We start from the raw sequence: 24645 nt of genomic DNA on the forward strand, positions 1-24645 counted from the left end.
GCGGCGTGACCGGATGACCACGGGCGGGAGGGTTTGTAGGGCGGGCCTTCGGGCCGCCTTTCGCCGGACATACGCAGGACGGGCGGGCGGTGCGCCGGCCTTCGCGGGTTCGTCAGATGCGGTCTGCGATCATCCTCAGACCCTGCGTCACGTCGGTGCGCACCGCCAGCCTCAGGCCGGGCTCGTCCCCGGCCTTCAGCGCGGCGATGATCAGCCGGTGGTACTGCGGCGGATCGGTGCGGCGCAGGCGGCTGTAGAGCGCGCGCATCGTCGGCCCCAGTTGCAGCCAGACGGTTTCGCACATGGCCAGCATCGCGGGAGCCTGGGCGCGCAGGTAAAGCGCGCGGTGGAATTCAAGGTTCGTGCGGATGTAGGCCACCGCGTCGCGGTTTGACACCGCATCGGCGATGGTGGCGTTGATGGTCTGCAGCCGGTCGATCAGCGCCATGTGCGCCCGCGGCAACGCGCGGGAGGCCAGCTCGACCTCCAGGAGCGCACGCAGCGCCGCCAGTTCCTCGATCCGTTCGTTGGACAGTTCCGGCGTGGCGACGCGCCCCGAGTTCGACATGGACAGCGCGCCTTCGGCCACCAGCCGGTTCACCGCCTCGCGCGCGGGTGTCATGGAGACGTCGAACTCCTTGCCGATGCCGCGCAGGGTCAGCGCCTGCCCCGGCCCGATCTGGCCGTGCATGATCCGGGTCCGGAGCCCGCGATAGACGCGGTCGTGGGCAGAGGCGGTGACTGCGGTCTTCAGGGGAACGGTTTGCATGGTCGCATGTGATCACAAATTCGCGGCAGGTCAATCGGTCTCTGCGCGGCGCGGGTGGGCGGGAAAACGTCAGCATGACGCAACTTTAAGTAGAATTTTCTGAAACTGCCTCGCCACCGCGTTCGTGGATAGGGTCAAGCGCCGGGCCGGACACGCCCCGGCAAGGGATCGGAGGGCGTCCGGGGCGCGTCCTTCGTGCGGATGCGGTGCCGGTTCAAGACACACACCTGCGGCACCCTCCGGCTTGTCATGTACCTGGGTATGTGAAGAGCCCCAAACCAGACCATGCCCGGGCATGGCAGGGAAAGGGAGGGCTGCAGCCCTCCCTTTTCTATGGCGGCAAGGCTCAGACGGCGATTTCGGTGTGCGGCGTCCAGGCGGTGCGGAAGGGCGGGCTTTGCAGGATGCACCGGATGCGCGGGTCGTCGCGCGTCCGCTCCGGCGGGTGGAAGTAGAGGTCGGCATAGGCGTCGGCGAACCGCTCCTGCGTGCCCTGGGTGATGCCGGTGTGCGGCTGGCGAGCCAGCAGGCGGAAGCCCTCGGGATCGTTGCGCATGATCCAGCTCAGCGCGCCATAGCTCCAGTCGACGAGGTGCCCCAGTTCGTGCAGCAGCGTGTAGTGCTTGCCGCCGGGGCGGTTGTTGATCGGCCGCTGGCGCGGATCGAAGCTGTCGATGTCGAGCATGATCCAGAAGCGGCGCTGGTGCGGCGAGAGGTCCCTCCAGCCGCGCTGCGCCGCATTGGTGGAGCCGCCGGCGTATTCGCGCATCTCGCCCGAGCGTTCGTCGCGCACCTGCCGGTCGCGGATCACGATGCGTTGCAGGCTGCGCAGGTGATCCGCCGGGACGCAGCGCAGCGTGTGGGAGAGGCGTTCCTGCTGTTCGGCGGTGATCGGCAGGCCTTCGAGCGGGATGGCCCCCGCGCGGGAGTGGAGCATGGTCATCGGACCCTCCTTCGGGTGTGACTTTACTACCTTAAGATGTGGGGACGGCGCGCGCGCCTGCACAGGCAGGGATACCTGTCTTGACGGGGCGGCGCCTGTCGGGTCTGTCGCGGGTCAGTCGAAGCGGTAGCGGTGCAGTTCGTTGCCGTGATCGCGCAGCCATTTGCGCGGCGCTCGCCAGTCGCCATACAGGCGCTCGACCTCCGCCCAGAAACGGTCGGAGTGGTTCATGTGCCTGAGGTGCGCGACCTCGTGGGCGGCGACGTAATCCAGCACTTCGGGGTGGCCGAGGATCAGCCGCCACGAATACATCAGCCCGCCGTCGGAGGTGCAGGACCCCCAGCGCGACCGCGTGTCGCGCAGGGTCAGCCGGGTGTAGGGTTTGCCGAGCTTCGCGCTGTAGAAATCCGAGGCCGCCGCCAGCCGGTCGCGGGCCAGCGTCCTGAGATACCCCTGAAGCCGCGCCGCCGCCCGGTCGGGATCGCCGGGCACGTGCAGCACGCCGTCACCGCGCGTGACCGACCGCCCCGCCCCCGGCAGGATCTCGTGCAGCGTGCCCTCCAGCGGGATGCGTGCGCCAAGACCCACGGGCACCGGCGCGCCCTGGGTTTCGAGGTGGCGGCGCAGCCAGGCCTCCTTGGCGCGCAGGAAGGCGCGGCCCTCCGCCTCCGGCACGGCGCGGGGCAGCGTCAGGGTCACGCGGCCGTCGAGCTGCGAGATGCGCAGGCTCAGCCGGCGTGCGCGGGCGGACCGGCGCACGGTGACTGCAATCTCGGGGTTGCCAGTCAGGCGGATCTGCCCCATATGACGCCTTCCCCCAAAAGCTTTGACATCGAACCGGTCATATGGCAGGGGGCGAAGATTGTCGACGGGGGCCCGCCAGGTCCCAGCATCAAGAGGGGATCACCCATGCCGAAGGAAGAATGGGGCACGAAGCGCGTCTGCCCGACCACCGGCAAGCGCTTTTACGACCTGAACCGCAATCCGATCGTCAGCCCGTACACCGGTGAGGTCGTGAACCTCGACACCGGCAAGCGCAGCATGATCGCGGCGGACGCCGAGGACCAGGCCTCGAAGGCGAAGAAGAAGGACTCGGAAGACGTCGACCTGCTGGACGATGATGATGTCGAAGTCGATCTGGACGACGATGATGTTCTGGAGGACGAGGACGACGACAACGTCTCGCTCGACGACATCACCGACGTGTCCAACGAGGACGACGATTCCTGATCGCACGCCCTGGCCTCTCCCCGCGGGGGAGGGGCTGACCTCGCCCCGGAAGGGGTTGGGACAAAAGCCGCGGCGCAGGGTGCATTTTCCGCTTGATCCTGCTGGCGGCTTCTCGTAATCACCCCCGCACGGCGCGGATGCGCCGCCCAGGGACGACACTCCGACAGGCCATGCGGTCGGCCGGAGAAGACCAGAAGATGGGGCCTTAGCTCAGCTGGGAGAGCGCTACAATGGCATTGTAGAGGTCAGGGGTTCGATCCCCCTAGGCTCCACCATTCTTCCGATAGCGCGACAGGTCGACCGCCCGGGCTGGCACCGGGAAAGGGTCCGTCCTGTCGTTTTGACGTGTTTGCAACCGGCTTTCCGGTAGACTTATCCCGCATCCTGCCAGATGCCGACCTTTCCGCGTCCGATCCCGGACGCCCCTTTTCCGGAGCCGCTCCGCATGATTCCTGCCCTGACCGACGCGCTGACCGAGCGCGGTTACGACACCCTCACCCCCGTGCAGGAGGCCGTGACCGCACCGGACGCCGATGGGCGCGACCTGCTGGTTTCGGCGCAGACCGGATCGGGCAAGACGGTGGGCTTCGGCCTTGCCATCGCGCCGACGCTTCTGGGCGAGGATCAGGCCTTCGGCCCCGCCGGCACGCCGCTGGCGCTGGTCGTGGCCCCCACCCGCGAACTGGCCTTCCAGGTCATGCAGGAGCTGCGCTGGCTGTATGAAAAGACCGGCGCCATGGTGAATTCCTGCGTCGGCGGCATGGACGTCCGGCAGGAGCGGCGCTTCCTCGAACGTGGCACGCATATCGTCGTGGGCACGCCCGGGCGGCTCTGCGACCACATCCGGCGCGGCGCGCTGGACCTGAGCGACGTGCGCGCCGTGGTGCTGGACGAGGCCGACGAGATGCTGGACCTGGGCTTCCGCGAGGATCTGGAGTTCATACTCCAGACCGCCCCGGCCGAGCGGCGCACGCTGCTGTTCTCGGCCACGGTCTCGCCGGTCATCGGGCGCATCGCCGAGGAATTCCAGAAGGACGCCTTCCGGATCAACACGATCAACAAGGCCAAGCAGCACGCCGACATCGCCTACAAGGCGCTGCGCGTGGCGCAGGCGGATTCGGATCACGCGATCTTCAACCTGCTGCGCTTTCACGACGACGAAAGCGCCATCGTCTTTGCCAACACCCGCGCGCAGGTGAATCACCTGACCGCACGGTTGCACAACCGCGGCCTGTCGGTGGTGTCGCTGTCCGGCGAACTGAGCCAGCAGGAACGCACGCACGCGTTGCAGGCGATGCGCGACGGCCGGGCGCGGGTCTGTGTGGCGACCGACGTGGCGGCGCGGGGCATCGACCTGCCGAACCTGTCGCTGGTCATCCACGCCGATCTGCCGACCAACACCGAAAGCCTGCTGCACCGTTCGGGCCGCACCGGGCGCGCGGGCAAGAAGGGCATCTCGGCCCTGATCGTGCCGCCGAAGTCGGTGGGAAAGGCGGAGCGCCTGCTGAAATGGGCGAAGATCACCGCGGAATGGACCGTGCCTCCCTCGGCGGAGGATATCTCGGCGCGCGACGAGGAAAAGCTGCTGAACGATCCGTCCTGGCAGATGGGCGTCCCGGAGGAGCAGGCCGAGTTCGCCGCCCGCCTTCTTGAGGCGCACGGGCCGGAGGCGGTGGCCGCCGCGCTGGTCCGCATGCACCTGGCGCGTCATTCCGCGCCGGAAGACCTGCAAAGCCCCGACACGCCCGCGCGCCGCGACACCAAGAGCTTTGGCCCGAGCCGCTGGTTCGCGCTGTCGGCGGGCCGCAACGACCGGGCGGAAGCGCGCTGGCTGCTGCCGCTGATCCTGCGCGCCACGGATCTTGAAAAGGACGCCATCGGCGCGATCCGGGTCCAGGACACCGAGACATTTGTCGAGATCGCCGCCACCCGGGCTGCCGCCTTCGAAGGCGCGCTGGGGGCCGACGGCATGCTGGCCGACAACATCACCGCCCGTGCCGTCGAGGGAGAGCCCGAGTTCGCGCGCCGCCCCTCCGGCCCGCGCCGCGACGACGGGTTCCGCAAGGGGCCGAAGCCGCATCGCGGCCGTGGCGATGACCGGGACGACCGGGGCGCCCGGCCGGAGCGCAAGCCGCGCCCGCCGCGTGAAGACCGCCCCGAGCGGACCGAGCGGGCGGAACGCCCTGCCCCTGCCCCGGCCGCCAAATCCGCCCCGGTGAGCGAAGCCGCGCCGCGGGCCGAGGCCTCTGCCGCCCCGGCCGCCGACACGCCGCGCCCGAAGAAGCCCGCCGCACGGCCGGAGGGCAGGTCCGAAGGCAAGCCGGCGGGCAAGTTCACCCAGCGCACCGAAGGCAAGGGATACGGCAAACCGAATCGCGAGCGGTCGGACCGGGACGGCCCGAAGAAGCCCTACAAGCCGCGCACGACCAAGGACGGCGACGCCGCCCCGGCGAAACCCGCCTACCGCAGCAATGCCTCCGACCCGTCGCAGCGCATGTCGCGGGGACCGGCGAAGGGCCCCGGCAAGGGGCCTGCCAAGGGTCCGGGCAAGGGGTCGTTCAAGGGCACGCCGAAGGACGGCGCCAAGGGTCCGTCGAAGTTCAAGGGCAAGACCGGCGGCAAGCCGCGCCCCGGCGGGACGGAACCGCCGCGCCGCAAGGGCTGAACGCACGCGTCACCCCTCGGCGAAGGTTTCCGCGTGGAACCGGTCGATGGTGAGCGTGTCGCTCCAGTGATCCTTTGGCAGCCCGGCCTTGACCTTCAGCGCCTCGACGAAGGCGCGGGGATCGGGCAGCTTTTCCCAGACCATCGGCAGGAAGATCCCCGCGCGGCCCGCGTCGCGCAGGATCAGCCCGTCGCGTTCCGGCACCAGCTGCGATTCGAGGTCCTCCTGATCGGCGAAGGTCATGCGCCGCGCCGGTGACAGGATCGCGATCTTGATGGAGGTCCGGTCGAGTTCCCTTTCCTTCAGCGGGTTGAAGCGCGGGTCCTCGAAGGCGGATTTCTGGATGTTGAGGGCCACGTCCTCGACCAGCGGGCGGTGTGCCTTGAGGCTGCCGATGCAGCCGCGCAGCCGCCCCTTCTGTTCCAGCGTCACGAAACTGGCCCCGTAGGTCTGCAAGGGCGCCGGAAAGCTCGCCGTGTCGATGAGCGGCGGCTTGCCCCGGCTCAGGCTGGAGGCCAGCACCTCGCGCGCGGTCCTGAGCAGCCGTCTGCGCTGGCCGGGGTCGAGGCAGGCCGCCTCCCCCGCGGTGATCGCCCATGCGCCATACCCCACGGTCCGGCTGTCGTCGCCCGTCACCTCGCCCGAGTTCGCCATGGCGAGGCGGGTCAGCCGCGTGCCCTCTGCCAGCCGCGAGGTGAAGAACCCGGCGATGGCGCGGGCGCCGCAGGCCTCTTCGGGGCGCAGGTCGGGGGCGGCGCCGGTCTCCAGCCGTTCGGCAGTGCGCGCGTCCTTCGCCTGCGCGGCGTCGCGGGTCAGGAAGTGGCTGAGGTCGGAGGAGAGGACGATCAGCGTGCCTTGGGGCAGCGCGTCGACGAGCGCCGCGACCTGTGCGTTGTCCGCCCGCCCGACCACCAGCGGCAGCACCGGCACGCCGGGGTGCAGGGCGTGCAGGACCGGAAGCTGCACCTCGACGCCGTGTTCATGGTCGTGGGCGGCGTCCTCCACATGGATCAGCCCCTTGGAGATCAGCGCGTCGCGCGTGGCGGTGTCCATACGGACGGTGCCGATGGGCAGGGTGAAGGCGTCCTGCGACGGCGCGGCGATGCCGTCGAAGGCGTGGCGGTGCGAGGGCGAGAGGACGGCGATGGCCCCGGGCGTGGCGTCCCGTGTCGCGGCCAGCGCCCGCGCGGTCAGCCGCCCCGAGAACGCGTAGCCCGCGTGGGGCGAGATCACGGCAAGGGGCGGTTCGGGCGCGGTGGGCGCGCCCTCCAGCAGGGCCGCGACCTCGGATGCCAGCGCGCCCGGCTGGCCGGGATAGAATCGCCCCGCGACGGCGGGCTGTCGGGTGGTGGTCATCGTCATCTGCCTTCCGTTGCCCTATCATTGTCTCGCGTCGGAGAGAGGAAACCAAGCACCTTGAGCGAGATCGTCCTTCAGCGGGAACAACCGGACGGGCGGCTGATGTGCACGCTCTGCCCGCGCGAATGCCAGTTGCGCGACGGCCAGCGCGGCATGTGCTTTGTCCGGATGCGGCAGGGCGGCGAGATCGTGCTGGACACCTACGGGCGGTCGACCGGCTTCTGCATCGACCCGATCGAGAAGAAGCCGCTGAACCATTTCCTGCCGGGCACGCCGGTGCTGTCCTTCGGGACGGCGGGCTGCAACCTCGCCTGCAAGTTCTGCCAGAACCACGAGACCTCGAAAAGCCGCGAGGTCGACGCCATGAGCGCCCGCGCCACGCCGGAGATGATCGCGGCGGCGGCGGTGCGGGGCGGCTGCCGGTCGGTGGCCTTCACCTACAATGACCCGGTGATCTTCTACGAATACGCGCTGGACACCGCCGCGGCCTGCCGCGAAGCGGGGGTAAAATCGGTGGCGGTGACGGCGGGCTACATCTCGGGCGGGCCGCGAGAGGCGTTCTTCGGCGCGATGGATGCGGCCAACATCGACCTCAAGGGCTTTACCGAACGGTTCTACCGCGAGCTAACAGGCGCCGCGCTGGCCCCGGTGCTGGAAACGATCCGCTACGCCGTGCGCGAGACCGCCTGCTGGGTCGAGCTGACGGTGCTGCTGATCCCCGGCCAGAACGATTCGGAGGCAGAGGTGACGGCGCTGGCAGAATGGGTCGTGGAGGCCTGCGGGCCGGATGTGCCGGTGCATTTCACCGCCTTCCACCCGGACTACCGGATGCTCGACGTGCCCCGGACGCCGGTGGAGACGCTGCTGCGCGCCCGGACCACCGCGAAGGGCGCGGGGCTGCGGCATGTCTACGTGGGCAACGTGCATCACGAGGCGGCGCAATCGAGCTATTGCGCGGGCTGCGGCACGAAGGTCATCGGGCGGGACTGGTATGCGCTGTCGGACTGGGGCCTCGACGACCGCGGTGCCTGCGTGGTCTGCGGGACGGCCTTGCCGGGGGTCTTCGACGGGCCGCCGGGGACGTGGGGCCGCAAGCGGCAGCCGGTGCGGCTGGCGTGACTGGTTTGCGGGCCTGAACGCAACGCGCCCCGGTAATGCCGGGGCGCGCGCGTCATGGGTCCGTAACGGACGGATCAGTTGTCGGTGCAGGTCAGGACGTAGCGGCCCTTGGCGAGGAAGGGTTTTTTCCAGACGAAGCGGGTGCCCTTGTAGGGGTCCGCGCAGGCCAGAGAGGAATAGTGGCCCTGCACGTAGGGTTCGCCCCCGGTGAAGCACACGTCGTACGAGGCAAGACCGCTGCGGTAGCGGTCACAGCCCGGGGTGACCGGGTCCATCGGGCCGTCATAGGATTGGTGGCCGGCGGAAGCGGCGGTGGCGATAGCGGAAATTGCAATTGCGGCAGCGCCAAGGAACGTATTGATCTTCATTAGTAACCTCCAAAAATAAGCTGGTGATCGGAATTAAGACCGATTCGCCGCCGTCTGTCGCGCAAAAAAGGCGTAAATAAGGCCGTTTCCCGCGGGCGACAAAAAACCCCGACTTAATTCACAGGACTCTCAAATTAATCGGGAATCTTTTCCATAGGCGGAAAGCGCCCCAACCATAGGTTGTTATTCTCGTGCATTTCCCGAATTGAGTCGAGTGGGGAATTCCATAGTCGGTCCTTTACCGGCGATGCCGGTGCGGGGGCTGCCCTTGGTCAGCTTGGTGCCCGCGCGTTGCACTGACCGGTTCCGGCCTTGAAAACAAGTGGCGTTAACTGGCGTCAGGCCTGATCGTTGGGGCCGGAGGCGGTGGCGTGCTCCTGCACAGGAGTGGGGGCGCACCACGGCATAGGAACGGCGCAGGGGTGCGGACTTCATGAACGTCTGCTTGGATTGGAGGGCCCGCCGGACTCGGGCTTTGATGGGGCTTCATTCACTCCGCCCGGTCAGAAGTTATCCCCTGCCCTTTTCAAATCCGGGCGCTCAATCCGGAATTATCCCAAGGTGGCAATTCGGAATTGGCGGCCTTCTTTCTGCACCTGCATCAGGAACAGGTCGAAAGGCGCGGGTGCTGCCTCTTCGGGCATCCACTTGCAAGGACGGGAAGTCCGCGGGTCAGACAGAGGAGAAGCAGGCCAGCGCCGCGCCGTGCACGCCGATGTCCACCGGCCCGAAGATCGAGTCGACGCAGAGCGAGAAGAGCTGCGCCTCCGGCAGCCAGACCAGCGTGTAGGCGCCGTTGGAGCGGGTGACCATGATGCAGGTCGTGGTGGCGCCGCCCGGGATGTTCACGGTGATCGGGACGTGGCGGGCGCGCAGGCGGCGGAAGTCGTCCAGCAGCATCCGGTCGGCCCGCGTGGCCTTCGGGTGCATCGCCAGTTCCGCGTCGACAAGCGCCGTGACGTGATCCGTGAGCGTGGTCATGAAGGAGAGTCTAGCGCGGCCGGGGCCGCCGGTCAGCCCATCAGCGCCCGGCGGACGAGGTTCAGGCCCGCGACCAGCAGCACGGCCAGCGTGGCGCGGCGGAAGGCGCGCTGGTCGATGCGGTCCTGGATGCGGCTGCCAATCCACATGCCGCAAACGGCGGTGGGCAGCAGCATGACCGAGAACCAGACGGAGCGTTCGTTCAGCACGCCCGAGCCGATGTGCGCGACGGTCAGTGCCAGTGCACCCAGGCCGTAGATCACGCCCTGCACGCGCATCTGCTCGGTCTTCTCGGTGCCGATGGCGGTCAGGTAGGCCACGGTCGGCGGCCCCCAGACACCGGACAGCCCGCCGATGAAGCCGGCAAAGGCGCCGATCCCGGCCTCGAGCCCCGGGCGGGTGCCGGGGGCAAGGCGCAACTGCCAGCCCGCCAGTTGCAGCATGGCGAACAGCGTGATCGGCAGGCCGATGGCCAGAAGCAGCCAGCGCACCGGCAGCACCGTCACCAGTTGCGCGGCGCCCAGCAGGAACACCAGCCCGACCAGAAGGAACAGCCGGAACCGCTTGACCGACTGCCACGCGGCGCCCGCCCCCTGCCTTAGCGCCTGCATCCCGTTGGTGACAAGCGTCGGGAGAATCAGTCCGGCGAGCGCCAGTTCCGGCGGGATCAGGCTCGAAAGGCCGGAGATCATGATCATGGGCATGGCGAAACCGACCATTCCCTTGACCACGCCCGCCACAAGGCCGATGCCAAGGGCGGCCAGCAGGACGGGCAGTGCGAGATCGGGCAGAAAAGCGGTCATGCGGCGCTGATAGCATGGGCGTCCGAGAGCCGCCGCAAGAATCCTCTGCGCAAGAAATGAACACTCTTCCGCAGTCCTTGGTATTTTTGTTGCGCTGCAACTGCAAAATGTTTAGGACCGTCGCAACCGAATACACAGACCGAACCCGTCGCGTCCGGCGACCGAAACCGACGACAAGGAGACGATGAATGGCGCATGATGGACAAGACCTGGGTCAGGGCCGCGTGATCCTGCCCGACCTTCTGGATCTGACCGGCGCGGCCGTTGCCCCGGTGGAACAGGTGTTCGAGGCCGCCCGTGCGCACGTGCGCGCGCTGGTCAGCATCGACGGCCGGGTCTCGGCCCGCGCGGTGGAGGACAACCAGACCGCGGCGCATGGCCTTGCGTGGTTCGCCACCTACCTCGAGTCGCTGCGCCAGATGCAGGGCTGGGCGGAGAAGCTGACCGCCGAGGGGACCTTTGGCGAGGTGGAGCAGTTGATCCACCAGATCGCCTTTGGCGAGTACCTCGCGCAGATCATGGGCGGCATCCAGATGAACCAGGGCGAGATGGTGCGCCTTGCGGACCTTGGCGTGACCCCCGACGAAGCCGCGCCGCTGGCCAGCGAGGCCATCGTCACGCTGACGCTGAACGCCAACAGCCAGGCCGCGCGGAGCCGGCTGGTCGAGCTGATGGAGGAACGCTCGGCCGAAATCACGGTGGGCCGCACCGGGCTCGACGAAGAGCTGGAGATGATCCGCGAGCAGTTCCGCCGCTATGCCGTCGACAAGGTAGAGCCCTTCGCCCACGAATGGCACCTGAAGGACGAGCTGATCCCGATGGAGGTGATCGAGGAGCTGTCCGAGATGGGCGTCTTCGGCCTGACCATCCCGGAAGAGCACGGCGGCTTCGGCCTGTCCAAGGCGTCGATGTGCGTGGTCTCCGAAGAGCTGTCGCGCGGCTATATCGGCGTAGGTTCGCTGGGCACCCGGTCGGAGATCGCGGCAGAGCTGATCATCGCGGGCGGCACGGAGGAGCAGAAGGCGAAGTGGCTGCCCAAGCTCGCGTCGGGCGAGGTGCTGCCGACCGCCGTCTTCACCGAGCCGAACACCGGGTCGGACCTCGGCTCGCTCCGCACGCGGGCGGTGAAGGACGAGAACGGCGATTACCGGATCACCGGCAACAAGACGTGGATCACCCACGCCGCCCGGACCCACATCATGACGCTGCTGGCGCGCACCGATCCGTCGACGGACAACTACAAGGGCCTGTCGATGTTCATCGCCGAGAAGACGCCGGGCACCGACGCCGATCCCTTCCCCACCGAAGGCATGACCGGCGGCGAGATCGAGGTGCTGGGCTACCGCGGCATGAAGGAATACGAGCTGGGCTTCGACAACTTCAAGGTCAAGGGCGAGAACCTGCTGGGCGGCGTCGAGGGCAACGGCTTCAAGCAGCTCATGGAGACGTTCGAATCCGCGCGCATCCAGACGGCGGCGCGGGCCATCGGCGTGGCGCAGGCGGCGCTGGACGTGGGCATGCGCTACGCGCTGGACCGCAAGCAGTTCGGCAAGGCGCTGATCAAGTTCCCGCGCGTGTCGGGCAAGCTGGCGATGATGGCGGTCGAGGTGATGATTGCGCGGCAGCTGACGTATTTCTCTGCACGGGAGAAGGACGAGGGCCGGCGCTGCGACCTCGAGGCGGGGATGGCGAAGCTGCTCGGCGCGCGCGTCGCCTGGGCCGCGGCGGACAACGCGCTGCAGATCCACGGCGGCAACGGCTTTGCGCTGGAATACACCGTGTCGCGCATCCTGTGCGACGCCCGCATCCTCAACATCTTCGAGGGCGCGGCAGAGATCCAGGCGCAGGTGATCGCGCGGCGCCTGCTGGGCTGACATCCTTGGGACGGACTGGAAAGGCGCCCCCTGAGGCGCCTTTCCTCTTGCCGGCGGGCCGGGTCAGGCCGGGGCGGATTCGAGCGAGGCGAGGAAGCCGCGCCAGCCGCCGAATGCGGTGATGTCCTCTGCGCCCTCGACCGCCGCCGCCTCTACCAGGAAGCCCTTGCAGAGGTCCTCATCGTCCAGCGTCAGCGTGCCGATGGTGAGCGGCGAGGGGATGTTCGCCATGAAGGCGCCGACCGCGGCGGTGGGCAGCGCCCAGAGCTCGATGTCGATCGCCTTGCCGCCGCGGTTCACCCACAGGAGGCCCGGTTTCGGCACGCCGCCGCCGGGCAGCCGGTAGAGCCGGTAGTCCGCGCTGGTCCGGGCGGGGCCGAGGCATCGGGCGCCGAGGCGGGTCAGCTCGCCGTTGAGCGGCAGGCCGGACATATGGGCGCCGACGGCGGCGATCACCGTCTCGTTCTGCGCGCGGGCCGGCAGGGGCAAGGGCATGGGGATGGCAAGCCCGTTGCCGGGGGCTATGGCGGCGTCCTCCTCGATCCGGGCGGCGAGCGCGGCCAGAAGCCCGTCCCTGCCGGAGGCCGCCAGCAGCGTCAGGCTGCCCGGGCGCCCGTCCCTGCGGGGCGCGGTGGGGACCGCCAGCCCGCACATGTCCAGCAGGTTGACGAAGTTGGTGTAGGTGCCGAAGCGGGAGTTCGGTTCGACCGGGTCGGCCTCCAGATCGGCGCGGGTGTAGAAGGTCGGCACGGTGGGCACCACGAGCATGTCGTAGCGGTCGAGCACCGGCTGGACGGCGCGGCGCAGGTCGGCGAGGCGGTAGAACCCGCGGAAGGCATCGACAGCGGTCAACCGATCGGCGGCGGAGACGATGGCGCGGGTGACGGGGTGCACAACGTCGGGCTCGACCGCCATGATCTCTTCCATCGCGGCCCTGCGTTCGGCCACCCATGCGCCGGAGTAGAGCATCTGCGCCACGTCGTAGAAGGGAGTGAGGTCGATCTCCTCGACGGTGATGCCCATGTCCATCAGGCGGGCGGTGGCGCTGGCGAAGGCCTCTGCCTGGAGGGTGTCGCCGAAGAACTGCGCCGAGGCAGCATCGGGGATCGCGACGGTCAGCGTCTCGCGCGTGTCGAGCGCAGGGGCGGGCAGGTCGCGGGAATAGGCGTCTGCGGGATCGTAGCCGGAGGCCGCCTGCAGCGCCGTCCAGCCGTCCGCCACGCCGACCGAGAAGATGGAGATGGTGTCGAGCGTCCGGCAGGCGGGCACCATGCCGGTTGCGCTGAGCAGCCCGAGCGAGGGTTTGAAGCCGACGATGTTGTTCAGCGCGGCGGGCACGCGGCCCGATCCGGCGGTGTCGGTGCCCAGCGCGAAGCTGACGATGCCCTGCGCCACCGCCACGGCAGAGCCGGAGGAGGAGCCGCCCGGCACGATCTCCGGATCGACGGCGTTGAAGGGCACGGCGTAGGGCGAGCGCATCCCGACGAGGCCGGTGGCGAACTGGTCGAGGTTGGTCTTGCCGATCACCAGTGCTCCGGCGGCGCGCAGGCGGGCGACGACAAAGGCGTCCTCGGCCGGTTCATAGGCGAAGGCGGGACAGGCGGCGGTGGTGGGCAGACCCTCCACGTCGATGTTGTCCTTCACCGCGAAGGGCACGCCCCAGAGCGGGTACGCGTCGGCATCGAAAGGCGGCAGGGCCATGGCCTCTTCCACGACCTCGGACTGCTCGCGGAGCGCGATGAAGATGCCGGGGTCGCCTATCTCGGCGATGCGGGCGTAGACGGCGGCGATCACCGTGTCGGGCGTGCTGCCCGCGGCATAGAGGTCGTGCAGCGCGCCGATCCGCAGGTCGGGCGCCTGTAGCGTCATCACGTTCATAGGTCAGTCACCTTCCAGAAATTCCACCGGCTTCGTCCACTGGATCAGCACGACGCAGCCTTCGTCCGAGCGCACGGTGTGCACGCTGCCTTCGGGATTCAGCACGAGGCTGCCCGTGGGGTAATGCCCGTTCTCGTCGCTCTGGCTGCCGTCCAGCACGAGCACGGTTTCCATGCCGCTGTGCCGGTGGCGGGGGGCGGCGGCGCCGGGTTCGTAGCGCAGGAGTGCCACCTGGGGCGTGCCTTCGGCGATGGTGCACATCTCGATCCCGTCGCGGAACGGGGCGAAGGTCATGTCGCGCCAGCTGCCGCTGGTGAGGTCAGCGATGGAGAGCGGCTCAGGCATCGGCCATTTCCAGCGCCGAGAGGATCGTGGCGACGGGCGCCGTCCAGCCTACAATGGCGCCCTGCGCGCGGATCATCTGCAAGGCCGCCTCCTTGAACTCGGCGAAGTAGCTTTCGGTCGCGTCCTCGGCCAGGAGGCAGTCGAAGCCGCGGTCGTTGGCCTCGCGCATTGTGGTCTGGACGCAGACCTCCGTCGTGACGCCCGCGAAGATCAGGGTCTTCGTCCCGAGACAGGCAAGGTACGGCCCGAGGTCGGTGGCGTAGAAGGCCCCCTTCCCCGGTTTGTCGATGACCTTTTCGCCCGGGATGGCCGCCAGTTCTGCGACGATCTCCGCCCCCGGTTCGCCGGCGATCAGGACCCGGCCCATCGGGCCCGCGTCGCCGATCCGGAGCGACGGCGCCCCGCGCAGACGCTTGGCGGGCGGGCAGTCGGACAGGTCGGGCTTGTGGCATTCGCGGGTGTGGATCACCGGGACGCCGGCCGCGCGGCAACCGTCGATCAGCCGCGCGGTGGTCGGCACGATGGCCTGAAGCCGCGTCACGTCGTTGCCCAGCGAAGCGCCGAAGCCGCCCGGCTCGATGAAGTCGCGCTGCATGTCGATCACGATCAGCGCGGTGGTCGCGGGGTCGAGGTCCAGCGGAAAGGGCTCTGCGGCGATCCTCATGCGTGACCTCCCATGTGATGGCCGATGGTGGGCACGTCGGCCTCGGCCGCGGTGCATTCGTAGACCAGCGCGCCTTCGGACATGACCAGCACGCGGTCGGCAAGCTCGAGGATCTCGTCGAGGTCCTCGCTCATCAAAAGCACCGCCGCGCCGCCGTTGCGGGCGGTCATGATGCGCGACCGGATCTCGGCCACGGCGGTGAAGTCGAGGCCGAAGCAGGGGTTGGAGATCACCAGCAGGTCCACCTCTCCGTCCAGTTCGCGAGAAAGGACCGCGCGCTGCACGTTGCCGCCGGAGAGCGCGGCGATGGGGCTTTCGATGGAGGCGCACTTGACCTTGTACTCGGCCACGAGGCGCTCGGCCTTCTGTTTCATGGCGCGCGGGGCAAGCCAGAAGCGCGGGCGGTCGCGGCCCGTCTCGAACGAGCGGAAGCCGATGTTCTCGGCCACGGTCATGCGCGGCGCGCAGGCGTTCTGCAGCGGCTCTTCGGGCAGGTAGCGGACCTTCAGGCGGCGTTCCTCGGCCCGGGTGGCGCCGTAGGGGACGCCGTGCACGGTCATCGTGCCGGCAGAGGGCGCGCGCTGGCCGGTGAGGATCTCCATCAGTTCCATCTGGCCGTTGCCGGAGATGCCCGCGATGCCGACGATCTCGCCCGCGCGGACCTTCAGCCCGTCGATCGTGATCCGGCCGAGGCCGGAGCGGTCCATCGCGCGGATGCCGTCGAGCGCCAGCACCGTCTCTCCGCTCGTTTCCGCGCGGGGGGCGGGGTCGGCGGGCTTTGCGTCGCCCATCATCATCGCGGCCATGTCGGCGTGGGTCAGGTCGCTGACCATGCCGCCGCCGGTGTAGACGCCGCGCCTGAGGACGGAGACCTCGTCGGCAAAGGCCGTCACCTCGCGGAACTTGTGAGAGATCATCAGGACCGACAGCGCCCCGGCCTCACACAGCTGGCGGACGTGGCCCAGCACCTCGTCCGCCTCGTCGGGCGTCAGGACGGAAGTGGGTTCGTCCAGGATCAGGAAGCGGCGGCCGAGATAGAGCTGCTTGAGGATTTCCAGCTTCTGCTTCTCGCCCGCCGCGAGGCGATGCACGGGCTCCGCGAGGGGAACACGGAACGGCATCGCGTCCATGAAGGCGGAGAGGTCGCGCATCTCCGTCTCCCAGTCGATCACCGCCGGCACGTGGGCGCGGCTGATGACGAGGTTCTCCGCCACGGTCAGGGCCGGGACCAGCGTGAAGTGCTGGTAGACCATGCCCAGCCCCTTGGCGTGGGCGTCCTTCGGATCGGTCACGTTGCCGTCGAAGCCGTCGATCAGCAGGTTGCCGGAGGTGGCGTGGTAGAACCCCATGATGCATTTGACGAGGGTGGACTTGCCCGCGCCGTTTTCGCCCAGCAGCGCGTGGAAGCTGCCCGGCTTCACCTTGATCGAGACGTTGTCGAGCGCGGTGAAATTGCCGAAGCGCATGGTCATGCCGACCGTCTCGATCCCGATGGCGCCGGTGCCCTTTGGTTTGGCGACGGGCGCGGTGGGCGTGTCGTCGAGGGCCGCCATCTTCATGGCAGCACCTTCAGCAGTGCGTCGGAGGTCGCCGTGGCGCCGAAGACCCCGCCCTGCATGTGGATCATGTGGATCGCGGCGGCGTGGTTGGCCGGGTCGGTGGCGGCACAGCAGTCGGTCAGCATCACGCATTCGAAGCCGCGGTCGTTGGCCTCGCGCATGGTGGTGTGCACGCAGACGTCCGTGGTGATGCCGGTCAGAACGATGTTGTCGATGCCGCGCAGACGCAGGATCATCTCGAGGTCGGTGGCGCAGAAGCAGCCCTTGCCCGGCTTGTCGATGATGACCTCGCCCGGTTCGGGGGCCAGTTCGCCGATGATCTCCCACCCCGGTTCGCCGCGGGTCAGGATGCGCCCGCAGGGGCCGGGATCGCCGATGCCCGCGCCGATCTGCCGGGACCGCCAGCGCTTGTTGTCGGGCAGGTCCGAGAGGTCGGGGCGGTGGCCCTCGCGCGTGTGGATCACCATGTAGCCCTTGTCGCGGAAGGCCTTCAGCACGGACTGGATCGGCTGGATGGGCGCGCGGGTCAGGGAGATGTCGTAGCCCATGCTGTCGACGTAGCCGCCCACCCCGCAGAAATCGGTCTGCATGTCGATGATGATGAGCGCGGTGTTCCCGGGCCGCAGGTCGCCGTTCCAGGGCCAGGCGTAGGGCGCGGAGTCGATGGTCGTGCCCACGGGGGTTTCGGTCATGACGTTCATCTGTGGGTCTCCGTTCACTTGGTGATGGACAGTTCGCGCGGGGCGCCGGTGAGCGCACCGGATTTCGACGACGACAGGATCAGGACGATCAGCGTCAGCACGAAGGGCGCGGCGTAGGAGAGGTAGTAGCCCGAGGTGATGCCGATGGACTGCAGCGCCGGACCAAGCGCGCCGGCCGCACCGAAGAGGAGCGCCGCGAAGAAGCACCAGACCGGCGACCAGCGGGCGAAGATCACCAGCGCCACGGCGATCAGGCCCTGCCCCGAGGAGATGCCCTCGTTCCATGAGCCGGGGTAGAAGAGCGACAGGTACGCCCCGCCGATGCCCGCCAGCGCGCCGCCGAAGGCGGTGGCAAGGATGCGGACCTTCGACGGGCTGATGCCCAGGGCCCGCGCCGCGTCGGAGCTGTCGCCCACCACGCGCAGCGTCAGGCCGATGCGGGTCTTCTTCAGCATCCAGGCCAGCGCTACGGCCAGCACGGCGCCGACGATGAACAGCACGTTGACCTTGAGCGCCGCCTGCACCTGCGGCAGGTCGGACCACCAGCCGAGGTTGATCGCCGGCAGGTCCGGCGCGACCGGCTGGATGAAGGGCTTGCCGAAGAAGAACGCGACCCCGGTGCCCAGCAGCATGAGCGCGATGCCGATGGCGATGTCGTTGACCTTCGGCAGGGAGCACAGGAGCCCGTGGATCAGGCCGAAGGCCGCCCCGGCCAGCGCCGCCGCCAGCACCCCCACCCAGGCAGACCCGGTGAGGTAGGCCAGCGCGTAGCCCGCCATGGCGCCGAAGACGAGCGTGCCTTCGAGCCCGAGGTTGATGCGGCCCGACCGCTCGGTGATGACCTCGCCCAGCGAGACGAAGAGGTACGGGGTCGACACGCGGATCGCGCCGCCCAGCATCGCAAGGGGCACGGCCCAGAGCCCGATGTCGCCGTTCATGTCCGGTCTCCTTTCGCGATCCAGCCGATCAGGTTGATGCGGCCGGTGAAGGTCTCCGACGCGAGGATGGCGACAAAGACGAAGCCCTGAAGGACGAGCATGGTGGCGTCGGGCAGGTCCATGCGGCGCTGCACGAGGCCGGAGGACGCCTCGAACCCGGCGAGCAGGAGTGCCACGGGAACGATGGCCAGCGGGTTGTGACGGGCGAGGAAGGCCACGAGGATGCCGGTGTAGCCGTACCCGGCGGCGAGCGAGGCATTGGCCGATCCGTGCACCGCGGAGACCTCGAAGTAGCCCGCAAGCCCGGCGAAGGCGCCGCCGAGCGCGGTAAAGCCGATCACCAGCTTGCCCACCGGAAGGCCCTGCACCTGCGCGGCGCGGACGTTGCCCCCGGCGATGCGGGCGGAAAAGCCCAGCGTGGTGCGTTCGATCAGCACCCAGGCGAGGATGCAGCAGATCACCGCGACGGCGAGGCCCCAGTGCACGCTCCACCCCGGCAGGTCGCCGACCCTCAGGGTGTCGGCCAGGGGCGCGGTGGAGGGCTTGTTGAGCGAGGCGGGATCGCGCAGGGGCCCCTCGACGAGGTGGTTCATCAGGGCGATGGCGATGTAGGCCATGAGGAGCGAGGCGATGGTTTCATTGACGCCGCGCCACTGGCGCAGGGCGCCGACGATGCCGATCCAGACCCCGCCCGCCACCGCCGCCATGAGCGCGAGGATGGGCATGGCGATGAGCGCGGGCCAGCCCGCGAAGGTCGCCGCAAGGCCGCCGGTCATCACGCCGCCCAGCACGATGGCCCCCTCCCCGCCGATCACCACCAGCCCGAGCCGCGCCGGGATGGCAACGCAGAGCGCCGCGAACAGGAGCGGGGCGGCCCGCGACAGGGTGTTGGTCCAGGAGAATGCCGTGCCGAAGCCCGCCTTGTAGACGAGCTGGTAGAACTCCACCGGGTTCTTGCCCAGAAGGAGCAGGAACAGCCCGAAGGCCGCGAACCCGGTCAGCAGCGCCGCGACCGGCAGGATCAGCCCCTCGGCCCGACCCGCCAGCGGCACCAGCCAGGCCCGCGTGTCGCGGACCGGGCCGGTCATCTCCGCCCCGACCGACATCTTACGAGGTCGACCCGATGACGCCCTCGACGAGGTAGTTCATCGATTCCAGCGCCACGTCGGTCTCTTCGTAGGAGGTGCCCGCGGCGGCGATCTCGTTGCCGGTGTTGTCCTTCAGCGGGCCGCTGATGACGGCGAAACCGCCGGACATGATCTTTGCGTGCGTGTCCTCGAACTGGGCGCGCGCGGCGTCCGACACGGCAGGCCCCAGCGGCGACATCTTGATGAAGCCCTCGGCCAGGCCGCCGCGGACGAAGTTGTCGATGGGTTCGCCCGCCATCGTCTTCTGCACCATGTCGGTGTAGACGGTCGCCCAGTTCCATTCCGCGCCGGTCAGGTATTTCTCGGGCGCCAGTTCCGACTGGTTGGCGTGGTAGCCGCAGATGAAGCAGTCGCGCGCGGCGGCCGTTTCCATCACCACCTTCGGGCCGTCGACGTGGCAGGTGATGACATCCGCGCCCGCGTCGGCCAGCGCGTTGGTCGCCTCTGCCTCCTTCACGGCCATCGACCATTCGCCGGTGAAGATGACTTGGCAGGTGATCTCCGGATCGACGGAGCGGGCCCCCAGCAGGAAGGAGTTGATGTTGAGCAGCACCTGCGGGATCGGCTTGGCCGCGACGAAACCGATCTTCTTGGTCTTCGTCGCGTGGCCTGCGGCGATGCCGTTCAGGTACTGGCCCATGCCGATGTAGCCGAAGTAGGAGCCGGTGTTCTCGGGCATCCCCTCGGACCAGAGGCCGCCGCAATGCTCGAACCGCACGTCGGGGTAGTTCGGCGCGACGGTCAGGATGTGCGGGTTGAAGTAGCCGAAGGACGTGGGGAACAGCAGCGTCGCGCCGTCGAAGTTGATCATCGACTCCATGGTCTGCTGCACGTCCTGCGTCTCGGCGACGTTCTCCTCTTCGATGACGGTGACGCCCTCCATGCCCTTGATGACGGCGGCGGCCTCGGCGTGGGCCTGATTGTAGCCGTAGTCGTCGCGGGGTCCGACGTAGATGAAGCCGACGGTCAGGCCGCCCGCCGCGCGCGCGGGCGCCGCAAAGCCGCCGAGAGCCGCCGCCCCGGCCATGCCGGCTGTGGTCGACAGGAAGCGGCGCCGTGTCAGGAAACTGGTCATTCTTCATCCCTCTCTGCTGTGGCCCCCGCGATTCCGGGGGCACGTTGACGCAGAGGTTAAGCTATGCTGCGGTGCTGTCTGCTGCTAAGTTCGCTCCATTGCGATGCAGAAAACGCAGCGGTCAGCATGAAACACCTTGAAACGCTCGACTTCATCGAAGCGATCAGCCGGGCCGGGTCGATCCGGGGCGCGGCGGAGTCGCTTTCGATCACCTCCACCGCGCTCAACCGGCGTCTGCTGTCGCTCGAGGAGGAACTGGGCGCGCCGGTCTTCGAACGGCTGCCGCGCGGCGTGCGGCTGTCCACCGCCGGGGAGCTGCTGATCCAGCATGTCAGGAACCAGCGCGCCGACCTCGAACGCCTGCGCTCGCAGATCTCGGACCTGAAGGGAGAGCGGCGCGGCCATGTGAAGGTGGCGTGCAGCCAGGCGCTCTTGCCTTACTTCATGCCGCGCGAGATCAACAACTACCGGGCGGAGCATCCGCTGGTCACCTTCGAGGTCAACCTGCGCGACCGCTACCGCGCCGAACGGGCGCTGATCACGCATGAGGCCGACATCGCTCTGGTCTTCGAACCCGTGCGCCTGTCCGACGTGCAGGTGCTGGCAACCGCCCCGCAGCCGGTGCATGCGGTCATGTCGCACGAACACCCGCTGGCAACGAAGAAGGTGATAAGGCTGTCGGACCTGTCGGACTTCCCCGTGGGGATGCCCAGCGAGGAGTTCGGCGTACGCTACCTGCTGGACATCGCGATGCGGCGGTCCTCCGTGCAGATCGTGCCGGGGATCGAGTCCGACAGTTTCGAGTTCCTGCGTTGCTATCCCGGGCCGGAGCTGATGGTGACCTTCCAGATCCCCATCGGCCTGCCCATGGACGATTCAGGGCCGGTGGTGTCCCGGCCCATCGACACGCGCGATGTGCCGCCCGGGGTGCTCTACCTCGCGCAGATGCGGCAGCGGACGCTGCCGGTGGCGGCGGCGAACTTCGCCCGGCAACTGGCGCAGGCGCTGGACGTCGCAAGCGGCAGGGGCGGGCACGCCTGACGCCCCGGCCAAGGGCGGGCAAAGCGGTGGCCGGGTGCCGCCCTGCAAAATCTGCGGACGGGCGCGATTTCCGCGACGGATATACATTCTGAAATCGTTATATGACTATCACAAACGCAGATGAATGGATCCCGACATGAAACGCATGGCTCTCGCCCTCGCCCTTCTCGCAACGCCCGCGCTGGCGCAGCAAGGCACGCCCGGGGCGCATTTCCTCCAGAACTGGGACCTAGACGGCGACGGCAAGGTGACCGTGGCCGAAGCCGAGACGCGCCGCGGCGATGTCTTCCTCTCCTTCGATGCCGACGAAGACGGGTTTCTGGACGCCAATGAATACACGCTCTTCGACGAGGCCCGTGCAACCGACATGGCCGCCCAAAGCGCGCAGGACCGCGGGGCGATGATGCGCGCGGCAGACGGCATGAAGCTGACGCGGAACGACACGGACGGGGACGGCAAGGTCAGCCGCGAGGAGTTCGTCGCCGGAGCCGCCGGCTGGGTCGCGCAGATGGACAGCGACGGAGACGACGCGGTGACGGTGGCCGATTTCGGACCGGGCCGCGCGGGGCGCATGGGCCAGGGGCAAGGCACGCGCCTTGGCATGGCGCAGGGCACGGGTCACGGGATGGGCCAAGGTATGGGTCAGGGCATGGGCCACGCCATGCCGAAAGGTCCGGGAACCAACTGACCCGGCCCGCGAAACGCAAAGCAGGGTGGAGTTGAACTCCACCCTACCTCATGTCACGCCAGCGGTGCGGTCCGGGGTCAGCCCCGCAGCACGCCACCCGTGGCCTTGGTCACCTTCTCGACGATCCGGGCCGCCACGGCCTCGATGTCCTTCTCTTTCAGCGTCGCGTCGGTCGGCTGAAGGCGCACGGTGATGGCGAGGGACTTCTTGCCCTCCCCCAGCGACCCGCCGATGAACTCGTCGAACACGCGCACGTCGGAGATCAGCGCCTTGTCGGCGCCCTGGGCGGCATTGACCAGGGTCAGCGCCTCCACGTCGCGGTCGACGACGAAGGCGAAGTCGCGCTCCACCGCCTGCAGGTCGTTCAGCGCCAGCGCCGGACGGGTCGCCCCGGCCTTGCGCGGCAGCGGCACCTCGGCGGGGTAGAGCGTGAAGGCCACAGCGGGCCCCTTCACATCCATCGCCGACAGCACGCGCGGGTGCAGTTCGCCGAAGACGCCCAGCACCTTCTTCGGGCCGAGGCAGAGCTTGCCGTGACGGCCGGGATGCCACCAGCCTTCGGCGCCGCGCAGGATCTGCACCTTTGCGGGCGCGCCCATGGCCGCCAGCACCGCCTCCGCATCCGCCTTGGCGTCATAGACATCCACCGGGCGCGAGGCGCCGTGAACGTCCTTTGGCCCGGTCCGCCCGACCAGCAGGCCGGAGACCATCAGCGCCTGCTCTCCCGGCTCGCCGCCGTGGAAGGCATGGCCGACCTCGAACAGCGCCATCTCGGCAAAGCCGCGCGCCTGGTTGCGGGCCGCCGCGCGCAGCAGCCCCGGCAGAAGCTGCGGGCGCATGTGGCTCATGTCGCTGCTGATCGGGTTGGCCAGCATCGTCGCATCGCCGCCGCCGCCAAACAGCGCCGCGGCCTCCGAGTCGATGAAGCTGTAGGTCACGCACTCGTTGTAGCCGAGCGCGGCCGCCGTGCGCCGCGCCAGCTGCTCGCGCTTCTGAAGGGCCGAGAGGATCGGCCTCTGGACGCCCGGCGCCTTGCGCAGCGGCTTGCCCTTGAGCTTCGTCAGGGAGGCGACGCGGGCCACCTCCTCCACAAGGTCGGCCTCGCCCAGAATGTCCGGGCGCCACGATGGCACATGCGCCATGTTGCCCTCCATGCGGAAACCCAGCCGGGTCAGGGTCTGGCGCTGCTCGCTTTCCGGGATCTCCATCCCGACGAGCGAGACGACGCGCGCCGGGTCCAGCCGGTAGGACCGCGCGGTGTCCGGCACGCGGCCCGCGACCACGACCTCGGACGGTTCGCCGCCGCAAAGGTCGAGGATCATCTGCGTCGCATCCTCGATGGCCTGCATGTTGTAGGCCGGGTCGATGCCGCGCTCGTTGCGGTAGCGGGCGTCGGAGTTGATCTTCAGCGCGCGGCCGGTGTGGGCGATCTGGATGCGGTCCCAGACGGCGGCCTCGAGGAAGACGTTCACCGTGTCCTGCGTACAGCCGGTGGACAGCCCGCCCATGATGCCGCCGATGGATTCGACGCCCGCCGCGTCGGAGATCACCACCTGCCCGGGGCCGAAGGTGTAGGTCTTCTCGTCGAGACCCACCAGCGTCTCGCCCCCCTCGGTGCGGTGGATGCGCAGCGCGCCGCCCTGCACCTTGTCCGCATCGAAGACATGCAGCGGGCGGTTGCGGTCATGGGTGAAGAAGTTGGTCACATCCACCAGCTTCGAGATCGGACGCAGGCCGATGGCGCGCAGGCGGTCCTGCAGCCATTTCGGCGAGGGCCCGTTCTGCACGCCGCGGATCAGCCGTCCGGCAAAGATCTCGCAGCCGTCGGTGGCGGCATCCGCGTCGATGGTGACGGAGACCGGACACGGGTACTGGCCCGGGACATGCGCTTCCTTGAGCGGTTTCAGCGTGCCGAGGCCGCGCGCCGCCAGGTCGCGGGCAATGCCGTGCACCCCAAGGGCGTCCTGCCGGTTCGGCGTGATCGCGATCTCGATCATCGGGTCGACCTTCGCCGGGTCGTTCTGCGCCAGCCAGTCCGTGAACTTCTGGCCGACCTCGCCGGAGGGCAGCTCGATGATGCCCGTGTGCTCGTCCGACAGCTCCAGCTCCCGCTCGGAGGCCATCATGCCGTGGCTCTCGACGCCGCGGATGTTGCCGACCGAGAGCGTCGTGTCGATGCCGGGCACGTAGTCGCCCGGTTTCGCCAGCACGACGGTGATCCCCTCACGCGCGTTCGGCGCGCCGCAGACGATCTGCTTCTCGCCCTCGTCGGTCATAACCTTGCAGACGCGCAGTCGGTCGGCGTCCGGGTGCTGCTCGGCGTGGACCACCTTGGCGAGGGTAAAGGCCTTCAGCCGGGACGCGGGATCGACAACCTCCTCGACCTCGAGGCCTAGATCGGTCAGCGTCTCCGCGATCTCGTCGACAGAGGCGGTGGTGTCGAGATGCTCTTTCAGCCAGGAGAGGGTGAATTTCATGTGCCGGGCCCCGATCAGAA

General features: G+C 68.6%; 22 protein-coding genes and 1 tRNA gene. 7 read left to right on the forward strand and 16 right to left on the reverse strand.

Annotation, left to right across the window (positions count from 1 at the left end):
* Positions 1-112 precede the first annotated feature (112 nt).
* The 3 genes from QNI11_RS18150 to QNI11_RS18160 all read right to left on the reverse strand — a co-directional run bounded on the left by QNI11_RS18150 (position 113) and on the right by QNI11_RS18160 (position 2516).
* A complete protein-coding gene (locus QNI11_RS18150; protein WP_283981220.1) occupies positions 113-769 on the reverse strand; it encodes a GntR family transcriptional regulator in 657 nt (218 codons plus the stop codon).
* A gap of 346 nt (positions 770-1115) precedes the next feature.
* Positions 1116-1712: a hypothetical protein gene (locus tag QNI11_RS18155; protein ID WP_100929214.1), complete on the reverse strand. Its 597-nt coding sequence runs from the start codon at positions 1710-1712 to the stop codon at positions 1116-1118.
* 114 nt (positions 1713-1826) lie between these two features.
* Positions 1827-2516, reverse strand: coding sequence for a M48 family metallopeptidase (locus QNI11_RS18160; RefSeq protein WP_100929213.1), 690 nt, complete (start codon positions 2514-2516; stop codon positions 1827-1829).
* A 105-nt stretch (positions 2517-2621) separates the two neighbouring features.
* Between QNI11_RS18160 and QNI11_RS18165 the strand changes: the two genes are divergently transcribed.
* The 3 genes from QNI11_RS18165 (at position 2622) to QNI11_RS18175 (ending at position 5607) form a co-directional block, all read left to right on the forward strand.
* A complete protein-coding gene (locus QNI11_RS18165) occupies positions 2622-2942 on the forward strand; it encodes a TIGR02300 family protein (RefSeq protein ID WP_100929212.1) in 321 nt (106 codons plus the stop codon).
* A 199-nt stretch (positions 2943-3141) separates the two neighbouring features.
* Positions 3142-3217, forward strand: a tRNA-Ala gene (locus QNI11_RS18170).
* Between the two features lie 170 nt (positions 3218-3387).
* Positions 3388-5607 (forward strand): DEAD/DEAH box helicase, encoded by a 2220-nt coding sequence (locus QNI11_RS18175; protein WP_283981221.1) that lies wholly within the window; start codon positions 3388-3390, stop codon positions 5605-5607.
* Positions 5608-5616: 9 nt separating this feature from the next.
* Here the strand turns inward: QNI11_RS18175 and amrB are convergent, their stop codons facing one another.
* On the reverse strand, positions 5617-6963 hold the full coding sequence (gene amrB / locus QNI11_RS18180) for an AmmeMemoRadiSam system protein B (RefSeq protein WP_283981222.1): 1347 nt from the start codon (positions 6961-6963) through the stop codon (positions 5617-5619).
* Positions 6964-7023: 60 nt separating this feature from the next.
* Here amrB and amrS point away from each other — a divergent pair, with 60 nt between their 5' ends.
* Complete coding sequence (amrS, locus tag QNI11_RS18185; protein WP_283981223.1) at positions 7024-8085, forward strand: AmmeMemoRadiSam system radical SAM enzyme; 1062 nt, start codon at positions 7024-7026, stop codon at positions 8083-8085.
* 74 nt (positions 8086-8159) lie between these two features.
* Here the strand turns inward: amrS and QNI11_RS18190 are convergent, their stop codons facing one another.
* The 3 genes from QNI11_RS18190 to QNI11_RS18200 form a co-directional block, all read right to left on the reverse strand.
* Positions 8160-8453, reverse strand: coding sequence for a hypothetical protein (locus QNI11_RS18190; RefSeq protein WP_100929210.1), 294 nt, complete (start codon positions 8451-8453; stop codon positions 8160-8162).
* A gap of 672 nt (positions 8454-9125) precedes the next feature.
* Positions 9126-9434, reverse strand: a complete 309-nt coding sequence (locus QNI11_RS18195) for a hypothetical protein (RefSeq protein WP_283981224.1) — start codon at positions 9432-9434, stop codon at positions 9126-9128.
* A gap of 32 nt (positions 9435-9466) precedes the next feature.
* Positions 9467-10237 (reverse strand): sulfite exporter TauE/SafE family protein, encoded by a 771-nt coding sequence (locus tag QNI11_RS18200; protein WP_283981225.1) that lies wholly within the window; start codon positions 10235-10237, stop codon positions 9467-9469.
* A gap of 188 nt (positions 10238-10425) precedes the next feature.
* On the opposite strand from QNI11_RS18200, the gene QNI11_RS18205 reads away from it, so the two are divergent.
* Positions 10426-12111 (forward strand): acyl-CoA dehydrogenase family protein, encoded by a 1686-nt coding sequence (locus tag QNI11_RS18205; protein ID WP_283981226.1) that lies wholly within the window; start codon positions 10426-10428, stop codon positions 12109-12111.
* Between the two features lie 63 nt (positions 12112-12174).
* Here the strand turns inward: QNI11_RS18205 and atzF are convergent, their stop codons facing one another.
* The 8 genes from atzF to QNI11_RS18245 are packed head-to-tail and all read right to left on the reverse strand — an operon-like array spanning position 12175 to position 20419.
* Entirely contained in the window at positions 12175-13989 is a 1815-nt protein-coding gene (atzF, locus tag QNI11_RS18210; protein WP_283981227.1) for an allophanate hydrolase, read from the reverse strand.
* Between the two features lie 3 nt (positions 13990-13992).
* The gene (locus QNI11_RS18215; RefSeq protein WP_283981228.1) at positions 13993-14334 is read right to left on the reverse strand and encodes a cupin domain-containing protein; all 342 of its coding nucleotides are present in this window, start codon (positions 14332-14334) and stop codon (positions 13993-13995) included.
* Positions 14327-14998, reverse strand: coding sequence for a cysteine hydrolase family protein (locus QNI11_RS18220; protein WP_283981229.1), 672 nt, complete (start codon positions 14996-14998; stop codon positions 14327-14329). The genes QNI11_RS18215 and QNI11_RS18220 overlap by 8 nt, the downstream gene beginning before the upstream one ends.
* A complete protein-coding gene (locus QNI11_RS18225; RefSeq protein WP_283981230.1) occupies positions 14995-16557 on the reverse strand; it encodes an ABC transporter ATP-binding protein in 1563 nt (520 codons plus the stop codon). Before QNI11_RS18225 ends, QNI11_RS18220 begins: the two co-directional genes overlap by 4 nt.
* Entirely contained in the window at positions 16554-17258 is a 705-nt protein-coding gene (locus QNI11_RS18230) for a cysteine hydrolase family protein (protein WP_283981231.1), read from the reverse strand. Before QNI11_RS18230 ends, QNI11_RS18225 begins: the two co-directional genes overlap by 4 nt.
* A 14-nt stretch (positions 17259-17272) precedes the next feature.
* On the reverse strand, positions 17273-18196 hold the full coding sequence (locus QNI11_RS18235; RefSeq protein ID WP_283981232.1) for an ABC transporter permease: 924 nt from the start codon (positions 18194-18196) through the stop codon (positions 17273-17275).
* On the reverse strand, positions 18193-19284 hold the full coding sequence (locus QNI11_RS18240) for an ABC transporter permease (protein WP_283981233.1): 1092 nt from the start codon (positions 19282-19284) through the stop codon (positions 18193-18195). The genes QNI11_RS18235 and QNI11_RS18240 overlap by 4 nt, the downstream gene beginning before the upstream one ends.
* Before the next feature lie 19 nt (positions 19285-19303).
* A complete protein-coding gene (locus QNI11_RS18245) occupies positions 19304-20419 on the reverse strand; it encodes a BMP family ABC transporter substrate-binding protein (protein WP_100929201.1) in 1116 nt (371 codons plus the stop codon).
* Between the two features lie 126 nt (positions 20420-20545).
* Here QNI11_RS18245 and QNI11_RS18250 point away from each other — a divergent pair, with 126 nt between their 5' ends.
* Together QNI11_RS18250 and QNI11_RS18255 are read left to right on the forward strand one after the other, a co-directional pair.
* The gene (locus QNI11_RS18250) at positions 20546-21460 is read left to right on the forward strand and encodes a LysR family transcriptional regulator (RefSeq protein WP_283981234.1); all 915 of its coding nucleotides are present in this window, start codon (positions 20546-20548) and stop codon (positions 21458-21460) included.
* Between the two features lie 136 nt (positions 21461-21596).
* Entirely contained in the window at positions 21597-22148 is a 552-nt protein-coding gene (locus tag QNI11_RS18255) for an EF-hand domain-containing protein (RefSeq protein ID WP_283981235.1), read from the forward strand.
* 77 nt (positions 22149-22225) lie between these two features.
* On the opposite strand, the gene pheT is transcribed toward QNI11_RS18255, so the two are convergent.
* The gene (gene pheT, locus QNI11_RS18260) at positions 22226-24625 is read right to left on the reverse strand and encodes a phenylalanine--tRNA ligase subunit beta (RefSeq protein WP_283981236.1); all 2400 of its coding nucleotides are present in this window, start codon (positions 24623-24625) and stop codon (positions 22226-22228) included.
* Positions 24626-24645 lie beyond the last annotated feature (20 nt).

Origin of the sequence: Sagittula sp. MA-2, assembly GCF_030126985.1 — a bacterium.
Taxonomy (GTDB): Bacteria; Pseudomonadota; Alphaproteobacteria; order Rhodobacterales; family Rhodobacteraceae; genus Sagittula.